This window comes from Pandoraea sp. CB10b_02, assembly GCF_002216225.1.
GTDB classification, from domain to species: domain Bacteria; phylum Pseudomonadota; class Gammaproteobacteria; order Burkholderiales; family Burkholderiaceae; genus Pandoraea; species Pandoraea nosoerga.
The window spans coordinates 174,658-191,555 of the sequence record NZ_NJGW02000009.1; the positions used below are offsets into that span (position 1 = coordinate 174,658).

General features: G+C 66.6%; 17 protein-coding genes and 2 tRNA genes. 12 read left to right on the forward strand and 7 right to left on the reverse strand.

Features of this window, described 5'->3' with window-relative positions; translation table 11 throughout:
- Nucleotides 1-220 precede the first annotated feature (220 nt).
- The 10 genes from CDN36_RS12125 to CDN36_RS12170 all read left to right on the forward strand — a co-directional run bounded on the left by CDN36_RS12125 (nucleotide 221) and on the right by CDN36_RS12170 (nucleotide 8,831).
- A tRNA-Leu gene (locus tag CDN36_RS12125) sits at nucleotides 221-305 on the forward strand.
- Between the two features lie 365 nt (nucleotides 306-670).
- A complete protein-coding gene (locus tag CDN36_RS12130; protein WP_150555980.1) occupies nucleotides 671-1,585 on the forward strand; it encodes a LysR family transcriptional regulator in 915 nt (304 codons plus the stop codon).
- Nucleotides 1,586-1,700: 115 nt separating this feature from the next.
- A tRNA-Leu gene (locus tag CDN36_RS12135) sits at nucleotides 1,701-1,785 on the forward strand.
- Nucleotides 1,786-2,072: 287 nt separating this feature from the next.
- Nucleotides 2,073-3,155 (forward strand): AraC family transcriptional regulator, encoded by a 1,083-nt coding sequence (locus CDN36_RS12140; protein ID WP_287496829.1) that lies wholly within the window; start codon nucleotides 2,073-2,075, stop codon nucleotides 3,153-3,155.
- Nucleotides 3,156-3,345: 190 nt separating this feature from the next.
- Nucleotides 3,346-3,912, forward strand: a complete 567-nt coding sequence (locus CDN36_RS12145) for a carboxymuconolactone decarboxylase family protein (RefSeq protein ID WP_150555982.1) — start codon at nucleotides 3,346-3,348, stop codon at nucleotides 3,910-3,912.
- Complete coding sequence (locus CDN36_RS12150; protein ID WP_287496830.1) at nucleotides 3,909-5,048, forward strand: acyl-CoA dehydrogenase family protein; 1,140 nt, start codon at nucleotides 3,909-3,911, stop codon at nucleotides 5,046-5,048. Before CDN36_RS12145 ends, CDN36_RS12150 begins: the two co-directional genes overlap by 4 nt.
- Nucleotides 5,049-5,128: 80 nt before the next feature.
- On the forward strand, nucleotides 5,129-5,899 hold the full coding sequence (locus tag CDN36_RS12155) for an ABC transporter ATP-binding protein (protein WP_502920361.1): 771 nt from the start codon (nucleotides 5,129-5,131) through the stop codon (nucleotides 5,897-5,899).
- Nucleotides 5,900-5,971: 72 nt separating this feature from the next.
- The gene (locus CDN36_RS12160; protein WP_287496832.1) at nucleotides 5,972-7,156 is read left to right on the forward strand and encodes an ABC transporter substrate-binding protein; all 1,185 of its coding nucleotides are present in this window, start codon (nucleotides 5,972-5,974) and stop codon (nucleotides 7,154-7,156) included.
- A gap of 64 nt (nucleotides 7,157-7,220) precedes the next feature.
- Nucleotides 7,221-8,009, forward strand: coding sequence for an ABC transporter permease (locus CDN36_RS12165; RefSeq protein ID WP_287496833.1), 789 nt, complete (start codon nucleotides 7,221-7,223; stop codon nucleotides 8,007-8,009).
- Nucleotides 8,010-8,111: 102 nt separating this feature from the next.
- Nucleotides 8,112-8,831: a pseudouridine synthase gene (locus CDN36_RS12170; RefSeq protein WP_287496845.1), complete on the forward strand. Its 720-nt coding sequence runs from the start codon at nucleotides 8,112-8,114 to the stop codon at nucleotides 8,829-8,831.
- A gap of 168 nt (nucleotides 8,832-8,999) precedes the next feature.
- Here the strand turns inward: CDN36_RS12170 and CDN36_RS12175 are convergent, their stop codons facing one another.
- The 6 genes from CDN36_RS12175 to CDN36_RS12200 form a co-directional block, all read right to left on the reverse strand.
- Nucleotides 9,000-9,872 (reverse strand): 23S rRNA (adenine(2030)-N(6))-methyltransferase RlmJ, encoded by an 873-nt coding sequence (locus tag CDN36_RS12175; RefSeq protein WP_150555986.1) that lies wholly within the window; start codon nucleotides 9,870-9,872, stop codon nucleotides 9,000-9,002.
- Complete coding sequence (locus CDN36_RS12180; protein WP_287496834.1) at nucleotides 9,872-10,525, reverse strand: DNA-3-methyladenine glycosylase I; 654 nt, start codon at nucleotides 10,523-10,525, stop codon at nucleotides 9,872-9,874. Before CDN36_RS12180 ends, CDN36_RS12175 begins: the two co-directional genes overlap by 1 nt.
- A gap of 304 nt (nucleotides 10,526-10,829) precedes the next feature.
- Nucleotides 10,830-11,591, reverse strand: coding sequence for an SDR family NAD(P)-dependent oxidoreductase (locus CDN36_RS12185; RefSeq protein ID WP_150555988.1), 762 nt, complete (start codon nucleotides 11,589-11,591; stop codon nucleotides 10,830-10,832).
- Nucleotides 11,592-11,686: 95 nt separating this feature from the next.
- Nucleotides 11,687-12,547 carry a fumarylacetoacetate hydrolase family protein gene (locus tag CDN36_RS12190; protein ID WP_150555989.1) on the reverse strand — a complete coding sequence of 287 codons (861 nt, stop codon included), beginning with the start codon at nucleotides 12,545-12,547 and terminating at the stop codon, nucleotides 11,687-11,689.
- A gap of 46 nt (nucleotides 12,548-12,593) precedes the next feature.
- Nucleotides 12,594-13,349 carry an SDR family oxidoreductase gene (locus CDN36_RS12195; protein WP_150555990.1) on the reverse strand — a complete coding sequence of 252 codons (756 nt, stop codon included), beginning with the start codon at nucleotides 13,347-13,349 and terminating at the stop codon, nucleotides 12,594-12,596.
- Nucleotides 13,350-13,403: 54 nt separating this feature from the next.
- Complete coding sequence (locus CDN36_RS12200; protein WP_287496835.1) at nucleotides 13,404-14,138, reverse strand: FadR/GntR family transcriptional regulator; 735 nt, start codon at nucleotides 14,136-14,138, stop codon at nucleotides 13,404-13,406.
- 436 nt (nucleotides 14,139-14,574) lie between these two features.
- Between CDN36_RS12200 and CDN36_RS12205 the strand changes: the two genes are divergently transcribed.
- Nucleotides 14,575-15,657 (forward strand): calcium:cation antiporter, encoded by a 1,083-nt coding sequence (locus CDN36_RS12205; protein WP_150555992.1) that lies wholly within the window; start codon nucleotides 14,575-14,577, stop codon nucleotides 15,655-15,657.
- Nucleotides 15,658-15,684: 27 nt separating this feature from the next.
- On the opposite strand, the gene CDN36_RS12210 is transcribed toward CDN36_RS12205, so the two are convergent.
- Nucleotides 15,685-15,912 carry a hypothetical protein gene (locus CDN36_RS12210; protein WP_150555993.1) on the reverse strand — a complete coding sequence of 76 codons (228 nt, stop codon included), beginning with the start codon at nucleotides 15,910-15,912 and terminating at the stop codon, nucleotides 15,685-15,687.
- A gap of 235 nt (nucleotides 15,913-16,147) precedes the next feature.
- Here CDN36_RS12210 and CDN36_RS12215 point away from each other — a divergent pair, with 235 nt between their 5' ends.
- The gene (locus tag CDN36_RS12215) at nucleotides 16,148-16,897 is read left to right on the forward strand and encodes a riboflavin synthase subunit alpha (RefSeq protein ID WP_150555994.1); all 750 of its coding nucleotides are present in this window, start codon (nucleotides 16,148-16,150) and stop codon (nucleotides 16,895-16,897) included.
- Nucleotide 16,898: the final 1 nt, after the last annotated feature.

A 16,898-nucleotide genomic window follows, 5' to 3' on the forward strand; every position in this document is an offset into this window, starting at 1 on the left:
TGGTGTCGTGCGGCCCGCGATTGCGTGGCAGCACGAACAGGGACAATCATACGGCAAACCTCGCGAAATCTGCCACCTGTGCGGATTTCGAGCGTGGGAGCGCATGAGGGTGACGGAAACAAAATTTTTTTCGCCCGAACTGTTGACACTCCCGCATCGCATCAGCATAATTTCACTTCTTCGCAGCAAGCACACAAAAACAGGTGTGCGAGTTGACGGGGCCCAGATGGCGGAATTGGTAGACGCACTAGTTTCAGGTACTAGCGGGTAACACCGTGGAGGTTCGAGTCCTCTTCTGGGCACCAAAAATATTTGAAAAGCCGATGATCGATGATCATCGGCTTTTTTCATGCTTGCCCGGAAAGCTATGCGCCCGCGCACATAGCCCGGGGACTGGAAAGGCATCGCTTGCCGGCGACGCCGGGGGCGCGGCACATGACCGGATCCGCGCGACGTCGCAGATGCCGCTGCCGTATGCGCCGTAGGCCCGATGCGCCATATGCCCCGTATGCCCTGTATGCCCCGTATGCCCCATATGGGGCCTGGCGTATTGCCGCGCGGCGTCCACAGCCAACGCGGTGGACTCGAGGTGGAAAATAGGTAGAATTTTGCTCATAAAAAAATGAATATTATTCAATGAGCACTTAATCCGTTACCTGTTGGAAACTACATGCCAGCCTTTACTCGCGGCGAGCTTGCCGACCTGAACGTTTTTGTCACCATTTGTCGTCGTCAGAGTTTCCGGGAGGCCGCTGCGGAGTTGGGCGTGACGACCTCGGCCCTGAGTCACGCGATGCGCAACCTGGAGGCGCGTCTGGGAGTGAAGCTGTTGAATCGGACGAGCCGTTCCGTGTCGCCGACGGCGGCGGGCGCTGCGTTGGCGAAGGAGTTGGAGCAGGGTCTGGAGCAGATCGCGTCGGCGATTGGGGCGTTGGACCGGTATCGGGCAGCGCCGGCGGGCCGGTTGCGGTTGAATGTGCCGCGCGATGCCGCGCGTTTGCTGCTCGATCCGATATTGCCGCGGTTTGTGGCGTCGTATCCCGACATCGAACTGGATGTGACGGTGGACGACCGGATGCTGGACATTGTGGCGCAGGGTTATGACGCGGGCATGCGGTATGGGGATACGGTGCCGGGCGACATGATCGCGACGCCGTTGACGCCCACGTTGAAGTGGATCGTGGTGGGGTCGCCGGCTTATCTGGCGCGGCGCGGTCGGCCGCGGGTGCCGCAGGACCTGATGTCGCACAACTGCATCCGGATGCGCCTGGGTGATAACACGTTATACAAATGGGAGTTGGGCAACGGTCCAACGGCCATCGAGCTGGACGTGCCGGGGGCGTTGAGCATCAACGAGAGTGACGGGGTGATTGCGGCGGCGGTCGGCGGGCTGGGGTTGGGATATGTGCTGGAGCGCAATGTGTCGGGGCAATTGGCGCGCGGCGAGCTGGAGGCGGTGCTGACGGATTGGGCGGTGGACGGGCCGCCGTTGTCGATGTATTACCCGAGCCGACGGCAGACGCTGCCGGGGTTACGGCATTTGATCGAGATGATACGAGCCGAGCATTTGGGGGTAGCGGCTTGAGTCGGGGGTGCCGCATTCAGATTTTTGAGCAAACGTATTGACAGCATCAGACGCCCCATGCATAATCCCACTTCTTCGCAGCGAGCACACAAAAACAGGTGTGCGAGTTGACGGGGCCCAGATGGCGGAATTGGTAGACGCACTAGTTTCAGGTACTAGCGGGTAACACCGTGGAGGTTCGAGTCCTCTTCTGGGCACCAAGAATATTTGAAAAGCCGATGATCGATGATCATCGGCTTTTTTCATGCCTGTCCGAAAAGCAATGCGCCCGCGCACGTAGCCCGCGGACTGGAAAGGCGTCGCTTGCCGGCGACGCCGGGGTCGCGGCACGTGACCGGGTCCCCACGGCGCCACCTCCCCCAATCAGTCATAAGCAATCAACAAAAAAATAGTTGCCCACTCCGATGTGCGTAGGGAGCATGGATGTTTTGCCGGGGCGGTCGAACCGGGACCTGGGGGTACTGAAATGCCGGACGAGGAACGGGCGATGGGAGATTGGGCAGATAACCGCGATTGGGGCGGGCGTCGGGCGGGCGCCATCGCCGCTTCCGACCCTGACCGCGTTGCTGACTGGTTGCTCGCCGGGCTCGAACTGAAGAGCACGCTCTTTCATGTCGGGGAGTATTGCGGGACGTATCAGGCGAGTACGGCAGGGCATCAGCGCGCGAGCTTCCATCTGGTGTTGGGCGGCAGTTGCCACCTCCATGTCGGCGCCGCCGCCGGCCGCCCTGCGCGCAGCGTCCCTCTGCATACCGGCGATGCCGTATTTCTGCTGTCTGACATTGCACACTGCCTGTCGCCGGATCCCGAGCCCCCCGCCGATCTGAGCGCCCGCGCGGGCACGATGTCGCCGCTGCCGCCCCTCCTGCCCCTCCCGCCCCTCCTGCCCCTTCCAACCGCCTCGCAGGTGCCCACGCCGCGCGCAGTCTCTCTGGCATGCGGATTCTTCGAATTCCGAACCGATCTCGACGCGCTGGTCCTGGGCATGCTGCCGAACCCGATCGTGGCACGCCGCGACAGCGGCCGCCTTGACGGGATGACACAAGTTTTCGGGCTGATCCAGGCGGAGGCGCGACGCCCCGGCGAAGCCCCGTCGCCCTTGCTCGCGCGGCTCACCGATCTGCTGTTCTATTACGCGTTGCGCGAAGCCGTCCACGCCGAGGACGTCGCACCGGGGATGTGGCGCCTGATGCGCCGCGACGCGTTCGGCCGCCTGGCCGCGGCGATCATCGAATCACCCGGGGAGCGGTGGACGACGGATGCGATGGCCGCGTTCGTCCACATGTCGCGGGCACGCTTTTGCAAGCAGTTTGCGGAGATTGGCGGGCAGCCGCCGGCGCAATTCGTGACACTGGTGCGCATGAAGACGGCGGCCGCGCTGTTGCGCGCTGGCGTTCCCGTGCCCGAAGCCGCGGAGCAGGTCGGCTATCAGTCCGAATCCGCGTTTGCGCAGGCGTTCAAGCGCGTGACGGGCATCCAGCCGGGCGCGTGGCGGCGCCAGAGTCAGGCCTCCGACGGCCGCCTTGTCGCACCCGCCGCCGGCGCGGTGCAGCCGTACCCGCTGCACTGACGCTCACCGGGCGCGTTCCCGGGCCCGCCCCCGCCCCCCGTCGCCGTCTCCCCTTCCCGCGAGCAACCGATGCCGCGATGGGCCGTGGCCGTCGCCCAATGAGACAAATCCGCATATTTTGCAGACGGGCGCGCATTGAGCCGGCGTCCAGGCTTGCGCACAATGGATGCTCGACTGTAAGGAGCCCGATATGAGCCGACTGCCATTGCATACCCTCGAGACCGCCCCGGAGGCGAGCCGTCCGTTCCTGGAGAAATCGCTCGCGGCGAACGGGTTCCTGCCCAATCTGGTGGCGTCGCTGGCCAATGCCCCGACCGCACTGGAAACATATCTGACGGTCGGCGCCATCAACGGCCGTGCGAGCCTGACGCTCGCCGAACGCGAAGTCGTGCAGATCACGGCGGCAGGCATCCATGGTTGCGGCTTCTGCGTGGCCGGCCACACCGCCGTGGCGCTGAAGAAGGCGCAATTGCCCGAGGCGCTCGTCGACGAAATTCGCGACCAGCGCTCCCTCTCCGACGCCAAGCTCGACGCGGTTGCCGTGTTCACCCGCGCGGTGATCGCCACGCGCGGCGCCGTATCGGACGCCGAACTCGCTGCCTTCAAGGCGGCCGGCTACAGCGACGCGGCCGCGCTCGAAGTCGTGCTCGGCATCTCGCTGGCGACACTTTGCAACTTCGCGAACAACCTGTCGCAGAACGAGCTGAATCCGCAACTGGCGGCGTACCGCTGGGCGCCGAAGGAAAAAGCGGCATGAGCGCCTCAGCCAGTCAGCGCGGGCTAGCGGTGCGTGCGCCGGGACTGGCGTCCTGGCTCGACGCCAATGCCGAAACGCTGGACACGGACGCCACGCTGTGCGGCGCCGTCGTGCCCCACCTGGCCGAAGCCGGGCTGCTGCGCATCGGCGTACCGAGCGAATTGGGTGGCGACGGCGGCACCATCGGCGACGCGATCGACAGCGTGGCCGAGGTTGCCGAGCACTCGTTCGCCGCCGCCTTTGTGCTGTGGGGACAACGCACGTTCATCGAGTACCTGCTGCAAAGCCCCAACCGCGGGCTGCGCGAGCGCCTGCTGCCAACGCTGCTCTCAGGCGAGCTCGCCGGGGCGACCGGATTGTCGAACGCCATGAAATATCTCTCGGCGATCGAGCCGCTGCAGATCCGGGCGGTTGACGCCGCCGCGCCCGCTGACATGGCAAGCGGGGAGCGCGCCTGGCGCGTGAGCGGCGGCCTGCCGTGGATCACGAATCTGCGCAAGCAGGGTTTTGTGGCCGCCGCCGCCGTCGATCACGCGTCGGGCGGGCCGCCGTCGATCTTCGCGATTGCGCACCACACGCCGGGCGTCACGCGTAGCGACGACCTCGATCTGGTCGGCCTGCGCGGCACCAACACCGCGGCGTTGCAGATAAAGGAAGCGCTGGTGACCGAGGACGACCGGATCACCGACGACGCACCTGCGTGGCTGACGCATGTGCGCCCGGCGTTTCTCGGCCTGCAGTGCGGGATGTCGCTGGGACTCGCGCGCCGCAGCCTGGCGGGTGCCGGCGAAGGGGGGCCCGGCGCGAGCGCCGCCCTCGCCGACGAAGCCGCGGCCTTGCACGAACAGTTGCACGCCCTCGCGGCGCGACTGAAGTCGGGCGTCCTGCAGGGCGAGTTCGTGGCATCGCCCGCGCGCCTGTTCGAACTGCGCATTGCCCTGGCGGGCGTGGTCCACGGCGCCGCCACGCTCGAGGTGCAGGCAGGCGGCGGGCGCGGCTATCTGCGCGGCCTGTCGGGCGTTGCCCGGCGTCAGCGCGAGGCGGCGTTCGTGCCTATCGTGACGCCGAGCCTCGTCCAGTTGAAGAACCAGCTCGCGGCGCAGCGCGCGCAGCGCAAGACCGGAACGGCCTCATGACTCGACCCGCGGCGACGCAACGCGCGCACACCGACACGTTCATCGCCACCGCGCGCGAGGAAGCCTCGCGCGCATCGTCATTGGCTTCATCGTTCCTGACGCTGCGCGACATCGGCTTGTCGTATGGCGAGCGCGCAATCCTGCGCGGCGTCGACCTGTCCGTGGCACCGGGGGAACTCGTTGCCGTACTGGGCCCGAGCGGGTCGGGAAAGTCGACGCTGCTGCGCATTGCCGCTGGCCTGCTGCGTCCGAGCCGGGGCACCGTCACCGTCGCGGATGCACCGCTCACGGGACCGCGCCCCGACGTGGCACTGGCATTCCAGGATCCGTGCCTCCTGCCGTGGCTGTCGGTCGAGCGCAACGTCGCATTCGGCCTGACGTTCTCCCGTCAACCGGCGTTGTCGCGCGAAACGCGCCGTGCGCGCATTGACGCGGCGCTCGCCGAGGTGGGTCTGGCCCATGCGCATGGCCTGCATCCGCGGCAACTCTCGGGCGGCATGGCACAGCGCGTCGCACTTGCCCGCTGCCTCGCCCGGCAGCCACGCGCGCTGCTGCTCGATGAGCCGTTCGGGGCGCTCGACGAAGTGACGCGCGCCGACATGCAGCGACTGCTCGTCACTGTCGTGCATGACACGGGCGCGGCGACCGTGCTCGTCACGCACGACATCGACGAGGCCCTGCTCGTCTCGGACCGCATCGTGCTGTTGGGCAACCAGGGACGCACGCTGGCCCAATGGCAAGTGGACGTGCCCGCGCCGCGCGAGGCGCACGTCGAAGCGATGGGCACGCTACGTATCGAAATCCTGCAGGCGTTGCAGCGCGCGATGTCACGCGAGAGCACGCCGGCGTGACGGCTCGCAGCGGCTCATCGTCCAACGCACACGACAGACCACACCGACCAGACTTACGGGGATTCCCAGACCATGTGCCAAATTTCCCGCCGTGAATGGCTCAAGCTTGCTTCGATGATGACGGTCGCGGGCGCCGCACCGCTGCTGGCCTCGGCCGCCGCGCGCGCTGCGGCCGAGCCGGATGCGCCGTTGCGCATCGGCTACCTGCCGATCACCGATGCGACGCCGCTGCTCGTCGCGCACAACAACGGCTACTTCGAGCAGGCCGGCGTCAAGGCCGAAAAGCCGACGCTCCTGCGTAGCTGGGCACAGCTCATCGAGGCATTCCTTTCAGGGCAGGTCAACGTCGTTCACCTGCCCTCTCCGATGACGGTCTGGGCGCGCTACGGCAGCCAGGCGCAGGCCAAGGTCGTGGCGTGGAATCACGTCAACGGCAGCGCCATTACCGTCGCGAACGACGTGAACAAGGTAAGCGAGCTCGGCGGCAAGACGGTGGCCGTCCCGTTCTGGTACTCCATTCATAACGTGGTGCTGCAAGGGCTGCTCGCCGCGGCCGGCCTCACGCCCGTGCTCAAGAAAACCGGCACGCCGGCGGCCAACGAGGTCAATCTGGTCGTCATGGCGCCGTCCGATATGCCACCCGCACTCGCGGCCAAACAGATCGCGGGCTACATCGTGGCCGAACCGTTCAACGCCGCTGCCGAGAATCTGAAGGTCGGCAAGATCCTGCGCTTTACAGGGGACGTATGGAAAAACCACGCGTGCTGCGTCGTCACCATGCACGAGCGCGACTTGACGTCGCGCCCGGCGTGGTCGCAGAAAGTCGTCGACGCCATCGTGAAGGCGCAGGCATGGACGCGCGCCCACCCGGAAGACGCCGCGCGCCTGCTCTCGAAGGAAGGCGAAAATCGCTACACGCCGCATCCGTTCCAGGTGTTGCAGCGCGTATTGGCGCCGGCCGCATCCGAGCAGGGCCGCTATCTCGCCGACAAGGCGATCGTGCACGCGGACTGGCATGAGAAGCGCATCGATTTCCAGCCCTACCCGTATCCGAGCTATACCGAAGCGTTGGTGCGCCACATGCAGAAGACGCAGGTCGAAGGCAGCGCACCGTTTCTTGCGAAGCTCGACCCGGCTTTCGTCGCCCGCGACCTCGTGGACGAGCGCTTCGTGAAGAAGGCCATCGCCGCGGTGGGCGGCATGAAAGCGTTCGGCCTGCCGGACGGCTTTACCCGGGAGGAGACGATCGTTGTCTGATATCGCGTCCGATACCGCAGTCGAGCGCACGGTCGCCGGAGCCGTCACCCCGCGCGGCGCTAGCATGCCTTCCCGGCCCGGCATGGCGACACGCGCAGTACGCCGTGCATGGCTCGGCGTCACCGGGCTCGCCGCCATTGTCGCCATCTGGTGGCTGGGCATCGCGCTTTTCACGGTGCCAGGCTCGCTCGCGGCGCAATTCTCGCCATCGGCCGCCCTCGGCGCCCTGCCCGAGCTGATTCGCGACGAGCAACTCGGCCGGCACGTGCTCGCAAGCCTGCGACGGATCGCTGTGGGCCTGGCCTGGGCCGTCGTGCTAGGTGTGCCGCTCGGCTTTCTCATCGGGCGAATCCGCTGGCTCGACCGGGCGCTCACACCGTCGCTGCAATTCCTGCGCATGGTCTCGCCGCTGTCCTGGATGCCGATTGCCGTGATGTCGCTCGGCGTTGGCGACCCGGCGGTCTATTTCCTGCTCGCGTTCGCGGCGCTGTGGCCGCTCGTGATGAGCACGGCCGCCGGCGTGACGCATATCGACCGGCGCTGGGTGCAGCTCGGCGAGAGCCTCGCCGCCACGCGCTGGGAAATGCTCTGGCATGTGTACGTGCCCGGCATCGCCGCACACGTACTGACCGGCGTGCGACTGGCCATCGGTATTCTATGGATCGTGCTGGTGCCCGCGGAAATGCTCGGCGTCAACGCCGGCCTCGGCTACCTGATTCTCGACACGCGCGACCGGCTGGCGTACTCGGAGCTGACGGCGGTCATTCTCGTGATCGGCGTGCTCGGCTTCGCGCTCGACTGGGCCGCCCGCTTCGTCTACCGGCGTTTTGGCGGCGCACAGCACGACGAGTAAGCCACCGCCGGGCATTCGCTGACACGGTCGCCGCAGGGCATCGTCCGCGCGAGGCCGCTACAATAGCGGCCTGATTTCACGATGCCAGACGGAGAGCGGATCATCGAGCTAGAACGTTTATTGCAATCGCAGGGCTTCGGCAGCCGCAAGATGTGCCGCAAGCTCATTGCCAGCGGCGCCTTCGCCATCGACGGCGTGGTGCACGACAACCCGCGCGAGTCGGTCGACCCCACGGGACTGCAATTCACGCTCGACGGCCAGACGTGGGAGTATCGCGAGCACGTCTACATTCTGCTCAACAAGCCCGCCGGCTACGAGTGCTCCACCAGCCCGACGCACCACGAGGGCGTCCATTCCCTGCTCCCGCTCCCGCTCGCCGTGCGCGGCGTGCAGCCGGCCGGGCGGCTCGATCAGGACACCACCGGCATGCTTCTGCTCTCCGACGACGGGCCGTTCCTGCACGCCATGATGTCGCCGCGCCGGCACGTCCCCAAGCGCTATCTGGCGACGACCCGGCACCCCGTGACACCGGAAATGCTCGAGGCGTTGCGCGACGGCGTCATGTTGCGCGACGAAACCGAGCCGCTCGCGGCCACTGACGTGGAGAGCCCGTCATCGCACGAGATTGCGCTGACGATCACGCAAGGCAAATACCATCAGGTCAAGCGCATGATCGCAGCGGCCGGCAACCGGGTGGAGGCACTCGTCAGAACCGCCATCGGCGGACTGCCGATGGGAAACCTCGCCCTGGGCGAGTGGCGTTATCTGTCGCCGGACGAGCTGCTGTCGCTGCCATACGAAGCCCCGGCAGCCCGCAAGTAATGCCGTCGGCGCGCGGGTAGCGAAGGTAGCGAAGGTAGCGAAGGTAGCGAAGGTGGCGAAGGTGGCGAAGGTGGCGAAGGCCGATCGCGAGCATCGCGGCACGTTCGGCAAACGCCAATGCGCCAATGCTCCGACGCCCGGCAATGACGCCGGGCGCCCGACGTCGCGTCAGGCCTGCTTGCCTTCGAGCAGGAATTGCGCGCCCTTGTCCTGACCCAGCGTCTTGACGAGGTACGGCAAGGTTGCTTTCAGGGTGTCCTGCAGCGTGTATGGCGGATTCACGATGAACATGCCGCTGCCATGCAGCCCCAGCCCGCCCGGCACGGGATTGCATACGGTCAGCGCCGCGTGGACCCAGTTCTTGATCGGCTGGCCGTTGATGGTGAGTCGCTTCATGCGCTCGGGCAGTTGTGCCGCCTCGCGGCGCTGGACCAGCGGATACCACACGGCGTACATCCCCGTCGGGAAGCGGTCGAGGCCTTCCTGCACGGTCTGCGTCGCCCGCGCATAATCGCGCTTGTCCTCGTATGACGGATCGATCAGCGTGAACGCGCGGCGCGAAGCCGGCGGCAGAATCGTCTTGAGTCCCGCGAAGCCATCGGCGCCGAAGATCATGGTGCGACGCGCGACCGCCCGGCCTTGCGCCTCGAAATTCTCGCGCAATACGTCCTGCTCCGTCGGGTGCGCCTCGAACAGACGCAAACGATCGCGATCGCCCAGCAATTGCAGGGCGAAGTACGGCGAGCCGGGGTAGTAGGTCAGCTTGCCGTCCGGGTTGAACTCGCGCACGAGTGTGACGTAATCGGCCAGCGCGGCAGGCAGATCGTTGCGCGTCCACAGTCGCCCGATGCCGGTCTCGTACTCGCCCGTCTTGTCGGCCCATTTGCCGTCGAGCGCATAGCCGCCTGCGCCCGCATGCGTGTCGATGTACCAGAACGCCGTATCTTTCTGGCGCATGTAGTCGATGCATTCGACGGCGATGAAGTGTTTCAGTACGTCGGCGTGGTTGCCGGCGTGAAAGGCGTGGCGGTAGCTGAACATTAGGCAGATCCTGATTCGTCAGGCGCGATTGTAGCCGACGCTGCACCCGCATGCCGTTTCGGCGCCTGCGCGCGCGCCGCGCCGCCGGCCAGACGCCTTACGGCCTTGTGGCGCGCACACGCGACGAGATGGTCGTTCACGAGCCCTGCCGCCTGCATGAACGAGTAGCAGATCGTCGAGCCCACGAACGTGAAGCCGGCCTTCTTCAGCGCGCGGCTCATCGCGTCGGAGACCGCCGTGCTCGCCGGCACCTCGGCAAGCGACGCCCAATGATTCTGCAGCGGCTCCCCACCGACGAACTGCCAGACGAAGTCGCTAAACCGCGTGCCCGCCGCCTCCATCGCCAAATAGGCCCGCGCGCCCCTGATCACCCCGTTGACCTTCAGACGATTGCGCACGATACCGGCATCCGCCATGAGCCGCGCCTCGTCCTCCGGCCCGTATGCCGCGATGCGCACCGGGTCGAAGCCGTCGAATGCCTTGCGGTAGCTCTCGCGTTTCTTGAGGATCGTGGCCCACGACAAGCCCGCCTGCGCGCCTTCGAGCATCAACAGCTCGAACAACGCGCGCGAATCGCGCAACGGCACGCCCCACTCTTCGTCGTGATACCGACGGTACAGCTCGAAACCTTCACTCCACGGACACCGTTCCATTTGCCCCTCGATGGTTGCGTCCGGTCAGCCCTCGTCTCGATGCGGGCCCGTGCGGACGAATGAGGCAAGTGTGCCAGCATTCGCGCACGAAGCGAACCCGTGAGCGTGCGCCGGGCCCGACTTTGCGCCGCCCGGCAATACGCACGCGGAATTTTCCGGGGACGTTGCAGCATCGGCCCAGGCCCACGGCGGCGACATCCCGCCCCTCTCCCGCCCCTCTCCCGCCCCTCTCCCGTCCCTCTTCCGTCCATCCCCCGCCACCCGCACCGCGGCGCCCACGGCGATCGCGGGCTGCCGCGCCGGATCAAACCATCAGCTGACCGCCGTTGACTTCGATGATCTGGCCCGTCACGTAGCTCGCGAGCGTCTCGGATGCAAGGTACAGGAACGCGCCCGAGCACTCGTCCGGCTCGCCCAGACGCCCCATCGGAATGCTCTGACGGAACGCGTCGATCTGCGCCTGCGTGCTGAATTGCTCGTGAAACGGCGTCATGATCACGCCCGGCGAGACCGCGTTCACGCGGATGCGATCCGGCATCAGTTCCTTGGCCATGCCGCGCGTGAGCGTGCTGACGAATCCTTTGGCCGCCGCATATATGAGCGCGCCGGGGCCGCCGCCATGGCGCGCGGCGATCGACGTGACGTTGACGATGGCGCCGCCGCCCTGCCGGCGCATGGCCGGCACGACGGCGCGCGAGAACGCGAGCACCGAGCGCGCATTGACGTTGAGCACTTCGTCGAAGTACGCGTCCGTCACCTCGGTAAAGGGCGTGCGCTTGACAAGGCTGCCGGCGTTGTTGATCAGCACGTCGATGCGCCCGAAGCCGTCGAGCACGTGCGCGACGGCGGCATTCACCGCGTCCGAGTCGGCGGCGTCGGCGGCCACCGTCATCGCCTTCACGCCATGCGCGCGCACGGCGGCGGCCACCTCGTCGGCCTTCTGCGCCGAGCGGTTGTAGTGAATGGCGACGTTCGCTCCCTGCGCCGCGAACGCCTTCGCGGCCGCCGCGCCAATGCCGGTGCTCGCGCCAGTGATCAGAACGAATTTGCCTTTCAGGTCTTGCATGGTGAATGACTCCCGGTACTGTCGATGGCCGAAGCGGCAGCGCACGGCGCCGCCGCAAATCCGTCACCGTACAGGATGGATGTGAAGAGAATCGGTCAGTCGAGCCAGCGCGTGTCGTAGGCGTGCACGGTCTGCGTCTGCTCGCCCAGCCCGTCGATACCCAGCCGCATGACGTCGCCCGGCTTGAGGAAGATCGGCGGCTTGTGGCCCATGCCCACGCCCGGCGGCGTGCCCGTGGTCACGAGATCGCCGGGCTTGAGCGTGGTGAACTGGCTCAGGTAGTGCACGAGATAGGCGACGCTGAAAATCATCGTCGACGTGTTACCCGTCTGACGCCGCGTGCCGTTCACGTCGAGCCACATGCCGAGCTTCTGCGGATCGGGAATTTCGTCGCTCGTGACTAGCCACGGCCCGACGGGGCCGAACGTGTCGAAGCCCTTGCCCTTGTCCCACGTGCCACCGCGCTCGATCTGGTACTCGCGCTCGGACACGTCGTTGACCACGCAATAACCCGCCACGTAGTCGAGCGCGCGCTCGAGCGGCACGTATCGCGCCGTGGTGCCAATGACGAAGCCGAGCTCCACTTCCCAGTCGCCCTTGACCGAATCCCGGGGCAGGACCACGGGGTCGTTCGGGCCATTCAGACAGTTCTCCCACTTGGTGAAGAGCACCGGCTCCGCAGGCACCGCGAGACCAGCCTCCGCGGCGTGGTCGCTGTAGTTCAGGCCGACGGCGAGAAACTTGCCCACGCCGGAGAACGGCACGCCCAGGCGCCCCGGCGACGCCACCACCGGCAGCGTATTCACATCGAGCGCACGCAGCGCCGCCAACCCTTGCGGCGTGAGCGTCGCGGGCGTGATGTCGGCGAGCACGCCGGACAGATCGCGCACCTTGCCGTCGGCATCCAGCAGTCCCGGCTTTTCCTGGCCCTTCGGGCCGTAACGCAGCAGTTTCAAAACGGTTCTCCTCGTAGATTGAAAAAAATGGTTCGCCGCGACAAGGTCAGTTAGACCAGCCGCCATCGATCAGGTGAATCGCGCCGGTCGTGAAGGCGGACTCGTCCGAGCCCAGGTAGACGGCCAGCGCCGCGATCTCCTGCGGCGTTCCCACTCGCCCCATCGGCTGACGGGCGACGAATTGCTCGCGCACGGCCGCCAGCGTGCTCCCCGCCGCGTCGGCTTGCGTGGCGATGCGCTCGCGCAGCGACGGCGATTCGACCGTGCCGGGGCAAATCGCATTGCAGCGAATGCCGCGCGCCACGAAATCGGCCGCAACCGACTTCGTGAGTCCGATCACCGCCGCCTTGCTCGCGCCGTAGACGCAGCGGTTGGCCACCCCCTTCACGCTCGACGCCGCCGACGACATGTTGATGATCGACCCGCGTCCGGCCGCGAGCATGGCGGGCAAGAAGGCGCGCGTGGTGCGGTACATGCTCTTCACGTTCAGGTCGAACGAGAAGTCCCACGCGGCTTCGTCGCAGTCGAGAATCGAGCCGTGGTGAACGAAGCCTGCGCAGTTGAACAGCACGTCGACGGCGCCGAGCTCCCCGGCCAGCGCCGTCACGGCCGCCGCGTCCGTCACGTCGAGGGGACGTCGCACGAGATTGGGATGGTCCTCGAGTCGCGACAGTGTCTGCGCGTTGAGGTCGGTTGCGATGACGCGCGCGCCTTCGCGCAGATACGCCTCGGCGCTCGCGCGTCCGATGCCTTGCGCGGCAGCGGTAATGACGGCGGTCTTGCCCGCCAGTCGGCCAGTCATGAATGTCTCCTCCAGGGCCAGGGAAAGTGTCTTGAGCGTTGGATCGGGGGGGCGTCACGCCACGGCGTTGCCGTCGGCTTCGACCTCGGCGCCCGCCGCCTGGGACGCTGCGAAAGCGTCGCGCACCCGGCTCAGGTGTTGGCGCATGGCTTGTGCCGCTCGCGCGGGATCACGCGCTTCGAGCGCCGCCACGATGCCGCGATGATCCTCGAGGCTGCGCCGCAGTACACCGTCGATGCGCGAGGTCACGCCGCGGCTTTTCTTGCCGAGCAAATAGAGGCTGTTCGCAATGCTCTGCAGAAACGGGTTCCCGCAGGCGTCGATGATCGTTTCGTGAAAGGCCATGTCGAGCGCCGAGAACCGTTCCGGGTTGCCAAGGAGCGCTTGCTCGTCGTCGACGAGAGCGTGCAGGCGCGCGAGGTCGGCCTCGCTCATGTGCGTGGCGGCCTGCGCGGCCACGCCCGGCTCGATGACGAGACGCGCGTCGAACAGCGCGTCGAGCGTGCCCGCGTTGAGCTCGATGACCATTTCGAGCGGCTCGAGCAGTTCGCGCGTCTGCAGCGATCCGACGAAGGTGCCCTCGCCCTGACGGATGCGCAGCAGGCCAAGCAGCGCCAGGCCGCGGATCGCCTCGCGCACGGCCGGGCGCCCGACGCCGAGCATGCTGGCGAGCTCGCGCTCGGGCGGCAACTGCTGTCCGGGCTTGAGCAGCCCCGTGCGGATCATCGTGAGCAGACGCTGCGCCACTTGCTCGGAGACGGAAACCTGGACGATCGGATCGAAGGACATGGCGGCAAGCGAGATGACGAACCCAAGGAATCACTGAACGACAGTGCGACCCCGTGTCGTTTAGTGGTAAGACCATTGAACGAACATTACCCGCGTCGCTCGCCTGTTGTCAACGTGGCGGCCTTTGCGTGTCATACGTCCCCCATCTCCCATCTCCGGTCTCCCCGGGAATTTCAGGACGCGCCCGCGCTCGAAGCCGGCTCGGGCCAGGCGCCGTTGGCGGCTGTGCAGGTCAGTCCGTGCGCGACGCACGCACGGATGCGTCCGATGACGCGCCTTTCTGTTGTCGGGGTGTCACTTTTCTGCGACCATGATTCGCCGCTTCGGCGTTCTTGCCGGGGCAACGTTCCCGCCGCAACCCATTCAGCCGTACCGCACCGTCCGTACCTCGAGTCACGAGTGGTACGCCGTTTTCTGAATTCTGGAGTCTCCGACGATGTCCTCCTCAAAGACCGCCAAGCTGGGCCACTGGACCGTGTACATGCCGATCGTGGCACTTATCGTGCTCGGCATTGCCGACTTCCTGCCGTATGGCGCGGCGCTGGCGCTATGCGCCGCCGCGCTCGCCGGCGCCGTGTTCTGCGCCGTGCACCACGCCGAGACCGTCGCGCACAAGGTCGGCGAGCCGTTCGGCACGCTCGTGCTTGCCGTGGCGGTGACCATCATCGAAGTGGCGCTGATCGTGTCGGTCATGCTCTCCGGCGGCCCCGACAAGGCGGGGCTGGCGCGCGATACGGTCTTCGCGGCGATCATGATCGTCTCGACGGGCATCGTCGGCCTGTGCCTGCTCTTCGGCGGCGTGCGGCATCACACGCAGGGCTTTACCGTGGAAGGCGCCAGTGCGGCGCTGGCCGTGCTGTGCGTGCTCTCCGTTCTCACGCTGGTGCTGCCCAACTACACGAGTTCGGTGCTCGGCCCGGGACTCACCGCGTCGCAACTGGCCTTCGAGGGCATGATCTCGCTCGTGCTGTACATGGTGTTCGTATTCGTGCAGACGGTGCGCCATCGCGACTATTTCCTCTCGAAAGCGCCTGGCGAGGAGGTGCACGTGCCGCCGCCGTCGCGCCGCACGGCGGTGTTGAGTCTGGGGTTGCTGATCGTCGCGCTGCTCGCCGTCGTCGGCCTTGCGAAGAAGCTCTCGCCGGCGGTGGAAAGCGCGGTGGCCGAGGCGGGCGCGCCGAAAGCCGTGGTGGGGATCGTGATTGCGGCGCTGGTCCTGTTGCCGGAGGGGCTCGCCGCGCTGCGCGCGGCCCGTGCCAACAAGCTTCAGACGAGCCTGAATCTGGCGCTGGGCTCCGCGCTGGCGAGTATTGGCCTGACGATTCCGACGGTGGCCGCGGTGTCACTGCTGCTCGGCCAGCCGATCGAACTCGGCCTCGCGCCCAAGGAGATGGTGCTGCTGGCCGTCACGCTGCTCGTGGGGGTGATCACGCTGGGCACCGGACGCACCACGGTGCTGCAGGGCGCCGTCCATCTGGTGCTGTTCGCGGCCTTCCTGTTCCTCGCGATCGTGCCCTGAGCGGCAGCGCCGCCCGCTGCGTAGCGCTCAGTCCTGCTTGCCGCCTTGCGGGTCTGCCGCTGCGCGCGGATCGCCCTCTTCCGGCGTCGCCTGCGCATCGACCGGCGTGCCAAGCAAGGCGCCGAGCAGCTTGCTCCCGCCAGCACCACGTTTGCCTTGTGCGCCGACGCGCCTGCCCGTGGGCGGGCCGCGACGCACGCCGGCGTCGATCTTCAGGCCGCGGCGCTTCTGAAGTTCAAATTTTGTCTGCGTCATGATGCTTTCCGTAGGGGCGGCCTGCGAGGTGCGAGGCGCGCCGTATGAATTCCGCGCTCAGAGGTCGATGCCGGGGCCGCCGTCGTCCGCCGGCAGGCAGCCTTCGAAACCCATGTCGATCCCGTGAAAAGGCGGCATCGTAGCACGTTGCGCGACGAGCGGCATCTCGCCTTGAGGCAGTAGAATACGGCGGCATAGCAATCAGGCTTATCCGACTCTCTTTACCGACATCACGATGTTTACCGGAATTGTTCAAGGCACGGCCACGCTGTCGTCCATCGAAGCGCGCGACGGCATGCGCACGCTGACGCTGGCCTTTCCCGAAGGTTTTTGCGACGAGCTCACGCTGGGCGCCAGCGTCTCGGTCGACGGCGTCTGCCTTACGGTCACGCAGTTGATCTCGCCGACGGCGGCGTCGTTCGACGTCATCCTCCAGAGCCTGAACGTGACCACGCTGGGCGGCTTCGGCGTCGGCGCGAAGGTCAACGTCGAGCGCGCTGCCAAGGATGGCGCCGAGATCGGCGGGCACCCGCTGTCCGGACATATCGATTTTTCGACCGAGATCCTGAGCGTTCGCACGTCCGACACGAACCGCGTACTGCGCATTGCGATTCCGGAGGCGTTTCGCAAGTACGTGTTCGCCAAGGGGTACATCGCGATCAACGGCGCGAGCCTCACCGTCTCCGAAGTCAATCGCCAGGAAGGCTGGTTCGAGGTTTGGCTCATTCCGGAAACGCGCCGCATGACGACGTTCGAAGAGAAGGCGGCGGGCACGCGCGTCAATATCGAGATCGAGCGCAGCACGCAGGTGGTGGTGGACACGGTGCGCGAAGCGGTTCAGGAAAGTCTCGGACGCCTGCAACCGGTGCTCGAAGCGCTGCTCAGGGAGAAAGGTCTTTCGCTCGACGACTTCGTCGGCGTGCCGCGGCTGCCGGCAGGCAACGAGGCAGCCGCCGATGCCGCGGCGCAGCGCGAGAAGCGCTGAG

Coding starts and splice junctions, on each gene's coding strand:
- CDN36_RS12130 (WP_150555980.1), top strand. CDS start 671: ATGCCAGCCTTTACTCGCGGCGAGCTTGCCGACCTGAACGTTTTTGTC.
- CDN36_RS12140 (WP_287496829.1), top strand. CDS start 2,073: ATGGGAGATTGGGCAGATAACCGCGATTGGGGCGGGCGTCGGGCGGGC.
- CDN36_RS12145 (WP_150555982.1), top strand. CDS start 3,346: ATGAGCCGACTGCCATTGCATACCCTCGAGACCGCCCCGGAGGCGAGC.
- CDN36_RS12150 (WP_287496830.1), top strand. CDS start 3,909: ATGAGCGCCTCAGCCAGTCAGCGCGGGCTAGCGGTGCGTGCGCCGGGA.
- CDN36_RS12160 (WP_287496832.1), top strand. CDS start 5,972: ATGTGCCAAATTTCCCGCCGTGAATGGCTCAAGCTTGCTTCGATGATG.
- CDN36_RS12165 (WP_287496833.1), top strand. CDS start 7,221: ATGCCTTCCCGGCCCGGCATGGCGACACGCGCAGTACGCCGTGCATGG.
- CDN36_RS12175 (WP_150555986.1), bottom strand. CDS start 9,872: ATGTTCAGCTACCGCCACGCCTTTCACGCCGGCAACCACGCCGACGTA.
- CDN36_RS12180 (WP_287496834.1), bottom strand. CDS start 10,525: ATGGAACGGTGTCCGTGGAGTGAAGGTTTCGAGCTGTACCGTCGGTAT.
- CDN36_RS12185 (WP_150555988.1), bottom strand. CDS start 11,591: ATGCAAGACCTGAAAGGCAAATTCGTTCTGATCACTGGCGCGAGCACC.
- CDN36_RS12195 (WP_150555990.1), bottom strand. CDS start 13,349: ATGACTGGCCGACTGGCGGGCAAGACCGCCGTCATTACCGCTGCCGCG.
- CDN36_RS12200 (WP_287496835.1), bottom strand. CDS start 14,138: ATGTCCTTCGATCCGATCGTCCAGGTTTCCGTCTCCGAGCAAGTGGCG.
- CDN36_RS12205 (WP_150555992.1), top strand. CDS start 14,575: ATGTCCTCCTCAAAGACCGCCAAGCTGGGCCACTGGACCGTGTACATG.
- CDN36_RS12210 (WP_150555993.1), bottom strand. CDS start 15,912: ATGACGCAGACAAAATTTGAACTTCAGAAGCGCCGCGGCCTGAAGATC.
- CDN36_RS12215 (WP_150555994.1), top strand. CDS start 16,148: ATGTTTACCGGAATTGTTCAAGGCACGGCCACGCTGTCGTCCATCGAA.